The sequence below is a fragment of the Nostoc sp. KVJ20 genome (genome assembly GCF_001712795.1).
In the GTDB taxonomy this organism is placed as follows: domain Bacteria; phylum Cyanobacteriota; class Cyanobacteriia; order Cyanobacteriales; family Nostocaceae; genus Nostoc.
The window spans coordinates 45,329-63,812 of record NZ_KV757638.1 but is presented as its reverse complement, the minus strand read 5'-3'; the positions used below and the strand labels follow the sequence as shown (position 1 = coordinate 63,812).

The window sequence follows — 18,484 nt, the reverse complement described above, 5'->3', positions numbered from 1 at the left end:
TCCCCTTTACCCTTTCCCCTTTCCCCTTTACCCTTTACCCTTTACCCTTGCTATGCTTAACACTCCCTTTCCGTTTAAGCGATTATCTGGCGCTGTAACCGATCGCGACTCCCTGCGAGTCGTTGTTTTTGCGATCGCAGACTATTTATTTGCCCTGCCAGTTGGTGCAGTTCTCAAGGTGATGGCTTGTCCCCCGATTCGCAGTACAGTTGAAAGTGGTATCGGGATGGTTGATTTGGGAGCGCAAACGATCACAATTGTGGACTTGCGCCAAAAGTTCATTTCGCAAATACAAGCCCAACAGCCGCATCAAGTTCCCTCTGCGGTTGACACTTCAGGGCGCTTCTTACTTCTGACTCAAACCCGGACTGGGGAAATTTGTGGCATTCCTGTGGACAAGCCCCCTGCTTTAATTGATATTCCTTTGTCAGCAGTGCGTCCGGTGCCGTGGTCTTATCGGCAAGTGGCGGAGTTAAGCTGTGTTAGCCACATGGCTGTTTTGCCTGTAGCACCGAACGAGGAACCACTGAAAGTACTTCTTTTTGGTATGAGCCAGATATTGGCTGATAAGTTGGGGTTGCCCGGAACAACCTCAACCTTGGCTCCTGGGCTGACATCAGGCGAACAACGGCAAAGATTTCTCCGTTTTTCCTTGGGCGATGGAGGAAGTGGATTGCTACCATTCCACTCGTTACAGGACATTATTGATCTCGCTAGCCAAGAAATTTCCCCAGCCCCGGCCTTACCAAGTTGGATTTTAGGTTTCTATAATTGGCAAGGACAGATGCTACGGGTGGTTGACTTGGAACATTTGCTTGGTTATGCGCCACTTTTGAAGCGGCAGTCACGACCAGAAAAGCCAATGGTTCTGGTTATCGAGTTGCAAAATCAGGTAATCGGGTTTTTGGTGGCTCATGTCTACGATGTAGAGTGGCAGGATTTACAGCAAGCACAATCGGCACCAACCGACTTTTCCCCAAACAAACTGCTAAATTTTGTTCAAGGTATTCTGCCAGACGATCGCTGGATTTTAGACACCAGAGCGATCGCCCAGACATTGCAATGGCAAACCCACTGATTTAACTTGATGCTGCAAGGAGTTTTCTGTGACGATCGCAACTTTAGACCCTAATTCTGAAACCCAGCCTGTTGAAAATGAAATCCAGATAGAAGAAATTTTGGCTAATGTGGCTGTAATCAAAGCAGTCTTTCAATCTGCTAAGGGGCCAAAGGTCGCTCAATTGCAGCAGAAGGTGAGTCAAATCGAAGCTTTTGTCCAAGCTTTGGCTAAGGATTCGCCCAGTGACAATGATGAAAATGTTCGAGGAGCTTTTCAACTCCAGCGAGAACAACTTGCGGCCATTGATCGCCAAATGCAGCAGACAAAAAGTCAAACTGCACTTTTGGAGGTTACAGTCACCGCCCTTCGAGATGTTCTCAACGCCGATCGCGTTTTGATTTATCGTTTTGAAGAAGATAATCGTAGTCGAGCGATCGCTGAAGCAATACAAGCGGGTTGGACATCCCTGCTCAACCAATCCCTACCGATAAATTTGTTTGTTAATAAACCCGATGTTGGCGACGGACAAAACTCCCTCAACAACCTAACTGAAGTATTAGAATTAACTCCCCGCCAACAGCAATTTTGGCAACGCTTTCAGGTGCAAGCTAGCCTCTGCTTGCCCTTAATTGTCAAACAACAGCCTTGGGGTTTTTTAGTTATTCATCATTGCCTCCAACCCCGACAATGGCAGGAAGCAGAGCGCAGTTTGCTACAACAAGTAGGAATGATGTTGACAATTAACTTGCGCTGGGCTGAAATAGTAGCTCCACCTGCTCAACAGCAAAAGGCTGAATCCTGCGATCGCTCTGAGTTACTAGTGCCATTTCAGCAGGTGAGCCAAGCTGTACAAGCAGGAGCAAGAATCGCCGAGCTTGCCGGCGAGCATTTAATGTCTATTCAAGATACTGTTGCTATTACTAATAAACAGCTGCAATATCTTGGTGAATTTTGCGAGCAAGCTTCTGACTTTATTCGCCTTGTGGAAGGCTTGAGTACCAAAATTCAGGTTTTGTCCTTGAATACAGCCATCGAAGCCACAAAAGCTAGCGATCGGGAACAAGGTTTGCTAGCGGCTGCCGAACAGGTGGAAATTCTCGCCCGTCAAGCCCGCGATAGCACCCTAAATATAGAGGAATGGTTCCAAGAACTCCAGGTGGCAGCAGCAGACGTTGCTTCTGCGATCGAACCGTGCGATCGCCAAATCAGTGCGGGGTTGGAGTCAATCGCGCAAATCCAGGAGCAATTCAGAGCGATCGCCGATATCGCTGCTTGTAGCCTCCAAACAATATCGAAGCCATAGAATTGTCACCGAATTTTAGATTTTAGATTTTGGATTGAAGATTCAAAATTTAAAATCTAAACTGGTCTCAAGCAAGCGAATTTATTCGTGGAATAAATCCAAAATCCAAAATTTTTAGTTGAAGCCCCTGCATTGATGCTGGTGGGTAAATCTAAAATCCAAAATCCAAAATCCAAAATTCACTCACAAACCCCATAGAAACGAGAGTTGTTTTCATGAGTACCGATTTTGTCCCCCAACCGCAGAACGACGATCGTTTTCTAGAAGAAGCGATCGATCTGTTGCTGTTCTTGGAGCAGGAGTTGCCTAACTATACAAAAGACAGTAACCCTGCTACAGCTTTGGCTCTCATGGAAGCTGCTAGCTCTCTGCATTCGATTGCCATAGCAGCCGAGCTAGATGCCATTGCCATAGTTGCGGCTGCACTAGAAGAGATTTTTCAGCTTCTACATCAGTATCAGGCAACTGTCAACGCCCCGATCGCCTCCCTGTTGTCGGAAGGATTAGATTGTCTACAGATGCTATTGATGGCATTTTTAACAGCCTCGCAAATTGACGAAGTAGAAATTCTGGAGCGGATGTCTGCCATTGTTGCTCATCTACAAGCAGAGTTTGGCGATTCCCAAGAAACAAACCTTGAGACATCGATAGAGCAACCGCAAGAATGTGAAAAAGCAGGGGAGCAGGGAGTAGGGAGCAGGGGAGCAGGGGAGCAGGGGAGCAGGGGAGCAAAGGAGAGTTCAAATACCAAGTTCTTTCCCCTCCGCCCCTCTGCCCCTCCGCCCCTCTGCTCCTCCGCCCCTCTGCCCCCTGCCTCTTGTGAAACTAGCCCCCAGTCTGGCAGCCTTGTTTACGTAGATACCGAGCAGCTTCCCATCAATGTAGGGGAACTAGCAAACCCGAAAGAGTATGACGAAGGAGATTTTCATGCTTGGTTGGGGGATTTTTCCTTACCTACTGAAGCATCCCTAGTTAAATCTGTTCGCGATCGCCATCCACTCTCTTTACAAGAATCCATTTCTACCATTGTTGCAACAAGTATTCCAACCGCCACACCGATCAATATTCAGCATCTCGAACAACTAAATGTGCTAGTTGCAACATTATTAACTACATATAATCAGCAAGCCTGTCAAGAAGAACAACAGCAACATACGATCGGGCGGTTGCTCCGACAAGTTAAACGATTACAACACCTGCTGGATAATCTACAGGAATGGTCAGGACGTTTAGCAGCAATTTCAGATACCCTTTCTCCTCTAGCTGCTTCTCGCTCTCAGCAATTATACAGTACTCTGCAATCTGTTTTGGCTGAAGCGTCTCAGGTGGCATCAACTGTTGATTCGCTCAATAACAATCATCATCAACTCAAACAAGAACTCATACAGCAGGAAAAGTTACTTAAGCATTCTGCCAATTTAGTCAAAAAAGTTACAACTATTCCTTTAAAAGTAGCCTTAGAACCGTTGCATCGGCTTTGGTCTCAGTTACAAGCTCTACAAGATAAGTCTGCTAGACTACATTTACAAATTAGCGATATCCAAGTCGATCGGGCATTTAGCGATCGCCTCCATGCTCTCCTGTTGCATATAAGTTGCTATTTACTAGAGCAAAGTATTGAATCTTGCCAAACACGCCAACACCTTGGTAAAAATAGCAACGGTATCATCGAAATTAAAGTTTATCAGCAAGGAAATCAACTAATTATTGATGGCTGTGATGATGGCGCAGGACTGAACTTATCTCAAATTTATCAACAAGCTTTAGCCCAAGGACTCACCCTGACAAAACCAGGGGATATCTTACAAGAACTGGTAATTGAACCAGAGGTTTCATCTGTTTTATGCGATCGCGCTGCCTTAGAGTTAGGAGTAGAATTAACTGAAGTTTGCAAGCAATTAACAGCTATTCAGGGAAGAATAGTATTGAAGTCTAAAGCTGGACATGGTACAGCTTTCTCGCTCCAAATTCCCCTCGATCAAAAAATTGCTCAACTTATCGTCTGTCAAGCTAACTCCAGAGTTTATGCATTTATTGCCGATTCTGTAGAGCAGATTTGTCTATCGCAGTCCGAACAAATTATCCAAACTCAAGCGGGACGGATGTTATTTTTGCAGTCTTCTAGCACCAGTGGCTTCCTTAGTTGCGATGGTGAGCATTTAACAACAGAAATGCTCGTCCCTATCCACTTATTGACTGATGTGCTGATTTGTCCTAACCAGCTTCCTACCTCAGTTACTACTTACAACACAGATACACTAAATGCTTTCAAGCAGGATAAGCCTTTATTAGTATTTCGTTACTTAGACAAACGATGTGCTTTAGAAGTAGATTGCATCATTGGCAAGCAATCCGCTGCGATCCATCCTTTGGGGGAAGCAATCCCAGTTGCAGCTTATATCCAAGGAACTAGCATTCTTGCCAATGGGCAACTTAGCCTGGTTTTAGATGGTCATCTTCTCACAAAATCTCTAACTTGAATCATATGATGTCCGTCAAATCACTCATAATCAACAGTTTGTAGTGAGGACTTTAGTCCCCAAAGCCAGGACTAAAGTCCTTACTACGAACATTTTTTATTAAGTTTGATTAAACGGACATCATATCAATACCTGCCGAAATGCTTGTTGCACATGAATGATAGCAGTTTTAACCTCTGTGGGGAGGAAGTGAGGAGGATGACGGCGATCTGAGCATAAAAAATTTTACAAGGTTGGTAGCTGAGGGTTTGTTTTGGGATTGCTAAGGGAACCAAATTAACGGTATAGCCAAACACGCAATAGAGACAGCAATTGTTCGGTATCTACGGGTTTGGTGATGTAATCTGATGCACCTGCTTCTATACACTTCTCGCGATCGCCTTGCATGGCTTTAGCAGTCAGTGCAATAATCGGCAAAGATTTAAATTGATCGTTTTGGCGGATTAAGCGTGTTGTTTCGTAACCATCCATTTCGGGCATCATTACGTCCATCAAAATGACATCAATATCTGGTGTATTTTGTAACTGCGCGATTCCCTGTCTGCCATTTTCAGCATATAAAACCTGTATTTGATAACGCTCTAGCATACTGGTAAGGGCGAAGATATTCCGCATATCGTCGTCTACAATTAGCGCTTTTTTGCCTGTGAGTAAATAGTCTTGTGAATGCAGTTGTTCGAGTATTTGGCGCTTGGGTGCTGGTAAATTTGCCTGGACTCGATGTAAAAATAATGCTGTTTCATCAAGGAGACGTTCGGGCGATCGCACATCTTTAATAATGATTGTCTCTGCAATCCGTCTGAGTTCCGTTTCTTGAGTTTTGCTAATTTCTCTACCTGTGTAGACAATAATTGGCAAAGTTTTGCCGTGAGGTAGAAGTTTTATCTGCTCGATCAGTTCAAACCCAGTCATGTCGGGTAGCCCTAAGTCGAGGACAAGGCAATCAAAATGCTGTGAACGGATGGCTTCTAATGCTGCTGCACCAGTTCCCACGGCAATGGTCGAAACATCGCTGTTGCCAATTAACTCAACAATACTATGCCGTTGAGTGTCGTCGTCTTCCACTACCAATAAATTTTTCACCTGGCGCTCAACGAAACCTTTAATTTTGCTCAACGCCTCGGATATTGTCTCGCTGGTTAAGGGCTTTTGCAGATATGCGATCGCACCTAGTTGCAAACCGCGCTGTTTTCCTTCCTCAACGGTCATGATGTGTACAGGGATGTGCCGGGTATTTGGGTCATGTTTGAGACGATCCAATACCGTCCAACCATCCATTTCTGGCAAGCGGATATCTAGCAAGATGGCTGAAGGCAGGAATTGCTGGGCTAACATCAAACCTGTACTGCCGGTTTGGGCAGCTATCACTTTGAATCCTTGCTGTTGCGCCATCTCTAGAAGGATACGCGCAAAATTTACGTCATCTTCGACAATTAGTAAGACGCGATCGCCTCTTTCTATAGTAGTGCGATCGTCATTTATTAGTGGGGAGTGGGGAGTGGGGAGTGGGGAGTAGGGAGTGGGGAGTGAGGAGTGGGGAGTGGGGAGTGCCGATCTAGACTCAGCACTAAATTGTGGTAAATAGAATGTAAAGGTGCTACCTTCACCGGGTTGACTGATGAGTTTAATTTCACCGCCGAAGAGACGAGCAATTTCACGGCTGATTGATAAGCCTAATCCGGTGCCGCCATATTTGCGACTGGTAGAGCCATCGGCTTGCTGGAATGCTTCAAAAATCACTTTCTGTTTTTCGGGGGGAATACCAATGCCTGTATCGCTGACTGAGAAGGCAATTACCATCTGGGCACTATTTAAAGTTTGATGATCGTTGCTCCAGCCCAGCTTGGCTACCGCAATCCGTAAGCGTACCTCTCCTTGCTCTGTAAATTTAAAAGCGTTGGAAAGGAGATTTTTCAACACCTGTTGTATACGTTTTATATCTGAATAGATGGTGTTTGGCAATTCGGGAGCAAATTCAATTGCAAAAGCAAGTCCTTTACTCTGAGCAATTTGCCGGAAGTTGCGCTCAATTACATCACCCAACTCTCCTAATGGCATTTGAGTCATGTCAATGGACATCGTTCCAGATTCGATTTTGGCGAGATCCAGAATGTCATTAATTAACGTCAACAAGTCAGTACCGGCTGAGTAAATTGTTTGGCTGTATTCGACTTGCTTGGCGGTGAGGTTGCGATCAATATTATCTGTTAACAATTTTGCCAAAATTAACAAGCTATTTAGCGGTGTCCGTAGTTCATGGGACATATTGGCGAGAAATTCTGATTTGTATTTTGAAGAAAGGGCGAGTTGTTCCGCCTTATCTTCTAAAGACAGTCTTGATTGTTCAATTTCACGATTTTTGCGCTCGACTTCTTTCTTTTGTTGAGCTAACAATTCTGCCTTTTCTTCTAATTCGGCGTTGGTTTGTTGCAGTTCCTCTTGCTGTCCTTTGAGTAAATCTTCGGAGGCTTTGAGTGATTGGGCTTGTTGTTCTAAACGCTGGTTGGTTTCTCGGAGTTCGCTTTGTTGGGTTTGTAGTTCTTCGGCTAAAGATTGGGATTGCTTGAGTAATTCTTCCGTTCGCATCGATGCTGCGATCGTGTTGAGGACGATCGCTATACTTTCGGTAAGTTGGTCGAAGAATGTCAGATGAATTTCGCTAAAGCGGCGAAAGGAGGCTAATTCAATCACTGCTGTCACCTGTCCTTCAAACAGTACAGGTAACACCACGGCATTGAGGGGCGTGGCTTCTCCTAAACCAGAGGTAATTTTGACATAATCGTTTGGTACTTCCGTCAGCAGTATTCGCTCTTTTTCTAGGGCGCATTGTCCCACCAAACCTTCACCCAAGTAGAAGCGGTTAGCTAGATGTCTGCGTTCGCGGTAAGCATAGCTACTAATTAGTTTCAAATACGGCATATTGTCCCCAGACTCCATGAGGAAAAATACGCCGTGTTGCGCTCCTACTAAAGGTGCTAGTTCTGAGAGAATTAATTTAGATACGGTTTCCAAGTCTCGCTGACCTTGGAGCATTCGGGTAAACTTGGCTAGGTTAGTTTTCAACCAGTCTTGTTCGGTATTTTTCTGCGTTGTCTCCCGCAGGTTGGCAATCATTTGGTTGATGTTATCTTTAAGTATTGCTACTTCGCCTAATGCTTCGACGGCGATTGAACGAGTTAAATCACCTTTAGTTACAGCTGTAGCAACTTCTGCGATCGCTCTTAACTGAGTTGTTAGTGTAGCAGCAAGTTCATTCACATTATCTGTTAAATCTTTCCAAGTCCCAGCCGCCCCCGGTACTCTCGCTTGTCCGCCTAACTTCCCTTCAATTCCCACTTCCCGCGCCACTGTGGTTACTTGATTGGCAAATGTCGCTAGGGTATCAATCATCTCGTTAATTGTCTCTGCCAAGGTTTCAATTTCTCCTTTGGCATCTAGCATCAGTTTCCGTTTCAAGTCACCGTTAGCAACTGCGGTTACAACTCTGGCAATCCCGCGTACTTGGGCTGTTAAGTTCCCCGCCATCGAGTTAACGTTATCTGTTAAATCTTTCCAAGTACCCGCGACACCTTGGACTTGCGCTTGTCCGCCCAATTTCCCTTCAGTTCCTACTTCCCGCGCCACCCGCGTCACTTCACTGGCAAAGGAACTGAGTTGATCTACCATCGTGTTGGTGGTGTTCTTCAAATCCAAAATTTCACCTTTGGCATCGACGGTAATTTTCTTGGAAAGGTCGCCATTTGCTACTGCTTTCGTAACTTCGGCAATGTTGCGAACTTGTCCGGTGAGGTTCCCCGCCATTGAGTTCACGTTATCCGTTAAATCTTTCCAGGTTCCAGCAACTCCTCTGACGTAAGCTTGTACGCCCAATTTACCTTCCGTTCCCACCTCGCGGGCAACCCTGGTAACTTCTGATGCAAAAGAATTTAGCTGATCCACCATTGTATTAATGGTGTTTTTAAGTTCCTGAATTTCACCTTTGACATCGACGGTGATTTTTTTAGATAAATCGCCATTTGCTACGGCTGTGGTAACTTCGGCAATGTTCCGCACTTGCGCTGTCAAGCTTCCCGCCATGAAGTTTACACTGTCAGTTAAATCTTTCCAAGTGCCGGCTACACCTTTGACTTCTGCTTGTACGCCTAATTTACCTTCAGTTCCCACCTCACGAGCAACTCGCGTCACTTCACTTGCAAAGGAATTGAGTTGATCTACCATCGTGTTGACAGTATTTTTCAACTCTAAAATTTCACCTTTGACATCAACGGAGATTTTTTTAGATAAGTCGCCATTCGCTACGGCGGTGGTAACGGCGGCAATATTTCGCACCTGTGCCGTCAAGCTTCCCGCCATGAAATTCACGCTGTCGGTTAAATCTTTCCAAGTACCAGCCACGCCGCGCACATCTGCTTGGACACCCAATTTACCTTCACTTCCCACTTCCCGCGCCACCCTTGTGACTTCACTTGCAAAGGAGTTGAGTTGATCCACCATAATATTGATGGTATTTTTAAGTTCGAGAATTTCACCTTTGACAGCAACAGTAATTTTCTTGGATAAGTCACCATTTGCGATCGCAGTTGCAACTTCAGCAATGTTTCGCACTTGATCGGTGAGGTTCCCGGCCATTGAGTTTACATTGTCGGTCAAATCTTTCCAAGTGCCAGCCACTCCTCTAACTTCTGCTTGCACACCCAGTTTTCCTTCAGTTCCTACTTCCCGCGCCACCCGCGTTACTTCACTAGCAAAGGAACTAAGTTGATCCACCATTGTGTTGATGGTGTTTTTCAACTCCAAAATTTCGCCTTTGACATCAACGGTGATTTTTTTGGAAAGATCGCCATTTGCCACAGCAGTAGTCACTTCGGCAATATTCCGCACCTGTGCCGTTAAGCTTCCCGCCATAAAGTTTACGCTGTCGGTCAAATCTTTCCAAGTCCCGGCTACACCTTTGACTTCTGCTTGAACGCCCAGTTTACCTTCACTTCCCACCTCACGGGCAACCCGCGTTACTTCACTAGCAAAAGAACTGAGTTGATCCACCATAATATTGATGGTGTTTTTGAGTTCGAGAATTTCACCTCTGACATCGACGGTGATTTTTTTCGATAGATCACCATTGGCGATCGCAGTTGCAACTTCGGCAATATTTCGCACTTGTCCGGTGAGATTACCCGCCATTAAGTTAACGTTATCAGTTAAATCTTTCCAAGTACCAGCCACTCCTCTAACTTCAGCTTGCACGCCCAACTTTCCTTCAGTTCCAACCTCACGCGCTACTCTTGTGACTTCCGATGCAAAGGAATTCAGTTGATCCACCATCGTGTTGACGGTGTTCTTGAGTTCCAGAATTTCGCCTTTCACATTGACGGTGATTTTTTTTGATAGATCGCCATTTGCGATCGCAGTTGCAACTTCGGCAATATTTCGCACTTGTCCGGTGAGATTACCCGCCATCAAGTTAACGTTATCAGTTAAATCTTTCCAAGTACCCGCCACACCTTGGACTTCGGCTTGAACGCCCAACTTCCCTTCAGTTCCCACCTCACGGGCAACTCGCGTTACTTCCGATGCAAAGGAACCAAGCCGTTCTACCATTGTGTTGACAATATTAGCAGTTTGGAGAAACTCACCTTGAAGGGGTCTGCCGTCAATTTCTGTTGCGATCGTCTGGGATAAATCACCATTGGCGACTGACCGAATTACACGAGTAGTTTCAGCAGTTGGTTGAACTAAATCTGTAATCAGAGTATTGACAGAAGTAACACAATCTGACCAAGAACCGCGAACATTTCCGAGAGAGGCGCGATCGGCAATTTTGCCTTCTTTGCCGACAACATTACCAATCCGTTGTAGCTCTGCCGCCAGCCGCTCATTTTGATCAATAATATCATTGAGCGTATCAGCAATTTTCCCCGCCACACCAGTATGATCTATGGGCATCCGAGCCGAGAAGTCACCCTGTTTAACAGCATTCAGCGTTCTCAATAGCTGATTTAAATCTAGATTGTCGCTGTCTCTAGTTAACTGTTCGGTTGCCATAGCCTTATCCTTAATCTTGAATCTTGAGGAATTTTTTGTATTTTTTGCACCCCGTACCTAGTGAGATAACTTTTAGGTAATGCGGATAAAAATAGAGAGTAGGGAATAGAAAGTGGATTAAACTAATTTTGATGGGTGCGAGTGTAAGCAGTTAATAAAGACTGCAAACTAAATAGTATTGCCGTCGTATCTGACATCCCACTTAGCTAATGATAGCTAGTGGGACACTGTTATGCAGCATCAACCGTCGGCGAATACAGCATCGCACAGTAGAACACACAATGACAATTAAGATTACGTTTTTTGATTTTTGGAATTTGAGGAAAGCAGCAAATCAACAAATTCTAACTGATAACTGAGGTTTGCTAAAGTCATAAATATCTGGCAACTCGAAGGATTCTGACTAGTTCCCAGCCTCCAGGCTGGGAATCCATTCTGGGAGGCTCCGCCTCCAGTAGCTTGAATTGAGGCAGAGCCTCTTTTAAATACATTCCCAGCCTGGAGGCTGGAAACAAGACAACACAAGCTTTTGGGCTTTTCTTAGTGCCATTCGATTATGAGTCCTATACCAATTTTATGTGAAGTTGCACATATCTTGATCCCCCTAACTCCCCCTTATTAAGGAAGACTTTAATAGATGTTTTTCCGGTTCCCCCCTTAATAAGGCTACGGTGCAATACTGCTTAGGTAAAGCATTTTTAACTCGGAATTGGGTTTCGGGAAAAGGTTAAAGGGTAAAGGGTAAAAGTTTTTTCTTTCCCCTTACCCCTACCGCTGCGCTATCCTGCCCTCTGCCTCCAACATCCTCGATAAAACTCAGCACTCTTCATTCAACTCATGATCGCACCCGACACCCCATTCATAGATCCATTTGTGGAAGAAAGCTTCACAGAATCAGCTGCTAAAGAATTGGTGAGTTTGGAATTACTTAGTACGCTTTGCTTCTTCTTGGTATTACCTCGTCGCGCACCACCTGCCATCTCGTATTGTGGGCTGGTTTTACCGTAACGGCTGCCAACTCCTAGTAACATTTTTTCTGACATCGCTATTACAGCCTTTTCTGCGTTATTCACGTCATCTGTAAGTTTGTCAATGGTAGATAATGCAGTGTTGTAAGCAGCAAGTTTAGACCGGAGATCGTTAATTGTCATGGTGTAAGCTTGGATAGTCAATCCTTCGCCAAAGTCAAGTTCTACACTGATAGATTGCAAACTTTCAATCCGGCGATCGGCTCGTTCTAAAATGCTGGAATTTCTTTTACGACGTGCCATAATGCATCTCTGCCACTAGGTTGTTAGTACTGTTTTATACCAAAATATTTCTAATTGTCATGGGAAAATATAGCAAATCAGTTGCGATTGCATCTCAAAAAATTTAGTTAATTTCACTTAGACTATATTTTATTTCCGGCAATAAATAGATACATAAGTTCGTTACAACAATTGCTGCAATGATTTAAGCCTTTCTTATATATGGAATAACGTTTGTTGCAAAGTATTAAACAATTGCAGCAACGACTTATACATTTGCAAGAAAGACTTAAGCCTTTCTTATATATGGAAGAACATTTGTTGCAAAGTATTAAGCATTTGCTGCAATGGCTTATACATTTGCAAGAAAAACTTAAGCCTTTCTTATAAATGAAGTAACATTAGCTGCAAATGTTTAAATTTTCATAGCCTTAAGAAGAAGAATTCAGAATTCAGAATGAAGACGCTCTCTACGAGATGCTAAAAGCGTAGCTTGCAACTCTTACAGAGTACGCGGACTCGCTTACCGCCGGCGCTATCCACTATGAAGTTCAAAATTCATTTTGTGAGCGGATAGCTAAGGTTTAGCCCATTTGCCTCGTTCCCAGTCTCCGACTGGGAATGCTCGTCGTTGAGGCTCCGCCTCGCTTACTGGCGGCAGAGCCGCCAGGAGCCGCATTTCCAGCTAGAGGCTGAAAACGAGATTTGAAAAGGGTTTTAGCTTAAGTTGACACCAATGAGCAATGTGCTTTACCCCTACGACAGACGTGCTTTTTCAAAAAATCCATATTTGGTATTTTCTGTCAATGCGTAAGTCCTATATTATATTTATTCAACAGGAGTAAATTTTCATGATTAATCTTCCTAAATTAAGCAAAATTGACTTTCTGGTTTTAATTTCTGTTGTCATAATTGGTTTGATACATTTACCTTTTCCATTTTCAGGAGATCAAGCACTATTTACAACAGGTGCTTTGGAGATGCAACAAGGAAAAGTACTATATCGGGATTTTTGGGATCTAAAGCAACCTGGAATTTATTACTTTTATTTTTTAGCAGGAAATTTGTTTGGTTTTAATGAGATTGGCATCCATATATTTGAACTGATGTATATGATGCTTTTCTCCATAATATTGCAACTGACTTTAAAAACTTATTTTCAGCATCGGATAATTGCAAGTTTAGTACCGTTGTTAACGGTTGGTGTTTACTATATTTCTTCATATCATCGGCAATTTACTCAAGTAGAAGGACTAGTTGGTTTTCCTTTGTTTATCTGCCTTTGGCTGACTTATCAATCTTTTAATCATGAAGGCAAGGCAAGATTTATTCAACTTTTAATATCAGGCTTTATGGGTGGAATCGTCCTGATATTTAAATTAATATTTCTACCTATTTTGCTTGCTTTCTGGCTAACTATCTTATTCCATTCTGTATTGATCAAACATCAAAGTTTCCAGAAAATATTTATTGAAATTTGCGTGCCAATTTTTTTAGGACTTATCTTTCCCATTCTATTGGTTGTCAGCTACTTTGCTGGAGTTAATAGTTTATCAATTGTATATAAGACATTTTTTGTATATCCCAGGCAAGTGGTTGCTGATGGCACTTTTAATATATTCAAGTTAGTTTTTGGAACAGCATGGTTCTTAAAGAATTTTGTAACTTTAGTTTTAATTGCTATTGTTGCAGTCAATATATCCTTGCGTAAGGGTAAGAATTTATTGACTTTGTTACTTGTTGTGTGGTTTGTTTTAGGGTTGGGTATTATTGTTATACAAACCAGGTCACTATGGAGTTACCATTATTTACTACTATTTGTGCCTACAGGTATTTTAGCAACTAAAGGTTTAGATATATTATGGCAGCCTTTCAAGGAATTGAGTTCACGACGAATTAAGATTCTGGTGTCATTTTTATTTTTATTACCTTTATTATTAAATTTCCAATTCAAGGGTGTGGCTTTAGTGAAGAATAATTTTGCTTTAACTGAAGATACACGATTTAAATATCAGAATGTATTTAGAGAAGACTATACATTGCTTCGTTCTGAGGTTGAGTTTCTCTCTCAACCAGGAAGTTTACCTGGTGAGATTTTTGTTGCTGGTGACCCGTCTATTTACTACTTATCTGGTCGGACTCAAGCAACATCATTAAATGGATGGTCACTGGAATTATTTCTATCTGAGCAATGGCCACAACTTCTACAGGAGTTAGATTTATCCAAGCCTCCTTATATATTTATTAGTGATAACGATGAAAGTGGCATTAAAAAAGGGTTTCCCAAGATTCTAGAATTGATTGAGAAAAGATATCGTATTTTATCCAAAAGTAATGATGGTATTTGGTATATTTTGAATTGATAAAAGGATGTTTTAAAAGTCCTCTTGTCGGCATCAAAAATTTTAGATCCCCCCAACCCCCCTTAAAAAGGGGGGCAAAAAATTCTCAAAGCCCCCCTTTTTAAGGGGGATTTAGGGGGATCTAAAAGTGTCTAAAGTCACAGCGAAACACTTTTCAAATAACCTCTAAGACAGACATCAAATGCTGACGTACACTAATGTACCCAATTCACTAAACCGTTACTCCTTCCAACTCTTCATCTGTCAACTCATACAATTGGCGCAATTTATCTAACTTATCACCATCAGCTTCCCAGAAACCCCGCCCATGCGCCTCCAACATTCTCCCTAAAATATTGCGAAAAGCTTCAGGATTTGCCTTGCGTAATTTATCCGCCATCTCTGCATCCAATGCATAAGTATCAGCCGCTTGGTCATAAACCCAATCATCGGTAAAATCGGCAGTACCACCCCAACCAATCAACGCCGTCATCCGTTGGGAAATTTCAAACGCACCACCAGAACCTTGATTGGCCATCGCTTGCGCCCATTTGGGATTTACCAATTTGGTGCGATACTCCATTCGCAGCAAATCATCTAAATTGCGGGGTGTAGTATCTTTCGAGAAACTTTCCACAAAACTAGTTGTAACCTTCTTACCGCTTTGTTTTTCTGCCGCCTTTTTCAAACCGCCGGTGTTGGCGTAATATTCTTGAATATCCGTTAAACCATATTCTACCGAATCGATTTCTTGAACAATGCGATCGCTAGTTTTTAACAACGTATTCAAAACTTCTGGTCTAGCTTGACCTTTGTCTTCTCTCCCGTAGCTAAACACATTGCGACTTTGCCAAGTATTCCCCAACTCCTCACCAGATTCCCAGTTACCATCCACAACGCGATCGTTTACCAAAGAACCAAAATCACCCGCCGGGTTAGAAAACAATCTCGCTGATGCATTTTCCACACCTTGGGCTTTTAAAGCTAAAGCGTGTTTCCTAATAAAATTCTGATCTTCCGATTCATCAACATCAGTCGCCCGTTGAAATAAATCATCCAACAATTCGATGATATTTACAAAACTATCCCGGAAAATCCCAGATAAATTACCCAACACATCAATGCGGGGATGGCCAACTTCTATCAACGGTTTCAATTCATAACGAACAATTCTGCCAGTTCCTTCCTTAATAGGTTCAGCCCCCACTAATTCCAGCAGAATACCCAGAGATTCTCCCTTAGTTTTAATTGCATCTAATCCCCATAACATCACCGCCACCGTTTCTGGATATTTATCATGTTCATCCAAATGCTGGGCAATAATTTTTTGAGCAATTTCTCGTCCGCGTTGGTATGCAGCAGGTGAAGGCATCCGATAAGGATCTAAAGCATGAATATTTCTCCCAGTTGGTAACACACCAGCCCCATCCCGCAACAAATCCCCACCAGGCGCAGGCGGAATATATTCCCCATTCAAACCCCTTAATAAATTCGTTAACTCATCCGTAGATTGCATTAACAAATCTTTTATTAGTCTCTCCTCTTTTTCTCTTTCTTCAGTTATTTCTTTCTCATCCCCAAAATAAGCCTCCAAATACGACGCCAATTCCTCCTCATTTGGTGCTTCTCCCAAAATATGCAACCCAGAAGAAAACAACCGATTTTCTAAAACTTGCAAATACTCATACAACTCCACTAAATAATCATCAAAAGCATGGCTGCTAAACATCCGAACATTTTCGGGAGTAAAGGCTATACCTAACTTTTTCGCATCTTCAAACGGACAATCTGCATCTAAACCAGAGTCCACAATTTTTTTACAAATCCCTTCCTTAAGCAGATAATTCTTTTGCGGATCTTCCCGATACTCCGAGATTAAATCCCGCAATGACACCAATTCCTTATATAAACCTGCGCGACCATAAGGCGGTACATTATGAGAAATTAATACACCATAACCGCGACGTTTTGCCAACATAGACTCAGACGGATTATTTGCTGCATATATATATAGATTAGGCAAATTTCCTAACAGTATATCTGACCAAGAATAACCAGTATTACCCAAAGGAGAACCAGGCAACCATTCCACCGTCCCATGCATCCCAAAGTGAACTAGAGCATCAGCTTGAAACTCATTTTGCAGCCATTTATAATAAGCGACATATTGCGGATGGGGCGTTAAATCTCGTTCAAACATTAAGCGCATGGGGTCGCCTTGTATCCCCAAAGGTGGTTGTACTCCTATCCACACATTTCCTAATTGCACACCGCCAATCTGAAATTCATCACTATATGTCTTAATTCCAGTCCCGGTAAGAGATTGCCATTGTTTTTCGATGCGAGATGTTTGCAGATATCCCAGCCATTTTTCTAATGTGCGGACATTTACAGTTCTTGTGGGGTGGGCATCTTGCCCGCCATTATCTAGGGGCAGGCGAGACGACTGCCCCACAAGAGGATTAGCCTCATCCGCTTCTTTCACCCAGCGAATCAATTCTTCCCCATCTTCCGGTAAATCCCCCACGGTATAACCTTGTTCTTTGAGTGCGTGGAGAAACTTCAGCAAACTACGCGGTACATTTAATAATGCAGCTGTACCCACAGCGCCATAACCTGGAGGAAACCCGTATAAAATTATGGCAATCTTGCGTTCTGATGCAGGTTTTTGCCGTAAAGACACCCAAGTTTTCACCCTACCAATTAATCGCTGCACCCGTTCGGGAACCAGATAAATATTTTCGCCCACCAAACCACCGAGGGGAACGGTATCAATTGCCCCATCCAATTCTGGTAACGCGTACAACACCACACTTTGCAATCCGCCGACACCTTGGCGTGTCCACGAGGAAATATCTTGAATTAATAGAGGTGCTGCAACAATATAAGGTACATTCTTGGCTGTGAGGATGCGTTTTGCGACTTCTATTTGACGCCCTGCTTCCATTGAACCAGCCGGGCCACCCACCAAAGGAAAGCCAATTGTCGAAACGATCGCATCTACTTTTACTGCTTCACTAGAAAGTGAGGCTGTCTCTATATTACCTAGTTGTCGTTGCTGAATTTCATAGTCGGTTGTCATCAAATCTCGTACTGCTACGTGTCCTTCTACGCCGTTGATGAAAATGGGTAAAGGAGTTAAGCCGGCTTTTTCAAAACTGCGAATCAGTTGGGGAATGTAGGGTTGTTTGGTGATGACGTGTTTTCGGTAGAGTAAAATCCCAACAATCGGTTTTGTAGAGACGCGATTCATCGCGTCTTCCCAATAGACGCGATGAATCGCGTCTCTACAATGGGTTTTATACCATTCCAAATAGTCGCGGGGCGATTCAAAAAATCCTTGATAGTCGGGGTGGAGTAATCCGATGTTGGGGGTTTCGATTAGTGGGGGAATGTCGCCGACTTTTAAACCCAAGTATTTTTCTGCCAGTGTCCAGAATAATGAAGCGACGTTTTCTGGGCCGCCAGCATTCCAGTAACCATAGATAATTAACCAGTTGCGTAAGTCTTGGACTTTTTGCACTGGCACGTATTTCAGTAGCTTGGGGCCAATTTTTAAGAAGCTGATGTAACCAGCGAGTTTGTCTTCTTCTCGTCCATTGCTAAATTTGTCGAGGATGAATTTAACTGGTTTGGGCATTCCTTTGGGTTTGTCGCCAATGGCAAAGTCCCCCAGCTTGGTTAAACTCATCAATTCCAAGGCTGACTCAAAAACTAGGCGGATGGGAATTTTGGAAATGCGATCGCGCAACCACACAACCTGGTCATAATCAAATAGGAGGCTGCCGAAAAACACATCAGCGCCATCAAGTGCTGCTTCTACCTCGGTGCGTTTGTTGGTAAGATCGCGATCGCTAAATACCCGAATATCCAACTCTAGACAACGAGAGTTAGCCAAAAAAGCTGCTTTTCTATACAAGTCAGCGTTGAACGATTCAAACCCAGCAACCAAGACGATGCGTTTCATGCCTGTAAGCTACGAAATATTTCTTTACTTAAATTTTAAA

General features: G+C 43.3%; 7 protein-coding genes. 4 read left to right on the top strand and 3 right to left on the bottom strand.

Features of this window, described 5'->3' with window-relative positions; translation table 11 throughout:
- The 3 genes from A4S05_RS20610 to A4S05_RS20600 all read left to right on the top strand — a co-directional run.
- A partial coding sequence (locus A4S05_RS20610) for a chemotaxis protein CheW (RefSeq protein ID WP_256091057.1) occupies positions 1–1,078 on the top strand: 1,078 nt, incomplete at its 5' end.
- A 28-nt stretch (positions 1,079–1,106) separates the two neighbouring features.
- Positions 1,107–2,363, top strand: coding sequence for a GAF domain-containing protein (locus A4S05_RS20605; protein ID WP_069071665.1), 1,257 nt, complete (start codon positions 1,107–1,109; stop codon positions 2,361–2,363).
- A gap of 215 nt (positions 2,364–2,578) precedes the next feature.
- The gene (locus A4S05_RS20600) at positions 2,579–4,843 is read left to right on the top strand and encodes a chemotaxis protein CheA (protein ID WP_069071664.1); all 2,265 of its coding nucleotides are present in this window, start codon (positions 2,579–2,581) and stop codon (positions 4,841–4,843) included.
- Between the two features lie 276 nt (positions 4,844–5,119).
- Here the strand turns inward: A4S05_RS20600 and A4S05_RS20595 are convergent, their stop codons facing one another.
- Positions 5,120–10,885, bottom strand: coding sequence for a HAMP domain-containing protein (locus A4S05_RS20595; RefSeq protein ID WP_069071663.1), 5,766 nt, complete (start codon positions 10,883–10,885; stop codon positions 5,120–5,122).
- Positions 10,886–11,715: 830 nt separating this feature from the next.
- On the bottom strand, positions 11,716–12,156 hold the full coding sequence (locus A4S05_RS20590) for a hypothetical protein (RefSeq protein ID WP_069071662.1): 441 nt from the start codon (positions 12,154–12,156) through the stop codon (positions 11,716–11,718).
- A gap of 830 nt (positions 12,157–12,986) precedes the next feature.
- Between A4S05_RS20590 and A4S05_RS20585 the strand changes: the two genes are divergently transcribed.
- On the top strand, positions 12,987–14,498 hold the full coding sequence (locus tag A4S05_RS20585; RefSeq protein ID WP_069071661.1) for a glycosyltransferase family 39 protein: 1,512 nt from the start codon (positions 12,987–12,989) through the stop codon (positions 14,496–14,498).
- Positions 14,499–14,709: 211 nt separating this feature from the next.
- On the opposite strand, the gene bchH is transcribed toward A4S05_RS20585, so the two are convergent.
- Entirely contained in the window at positions 14,710–18,444 is a 3,735-nt protein-coding gene (bchH, locus tag A4S05_RS20580) for a magnesium chelatase subunit H (RefSeq protein ID WP_069071660.1), read from the bottom strand.
- Between the last annotated feature and the right edge of the window lie 40 nt (positions 18,445–18,484).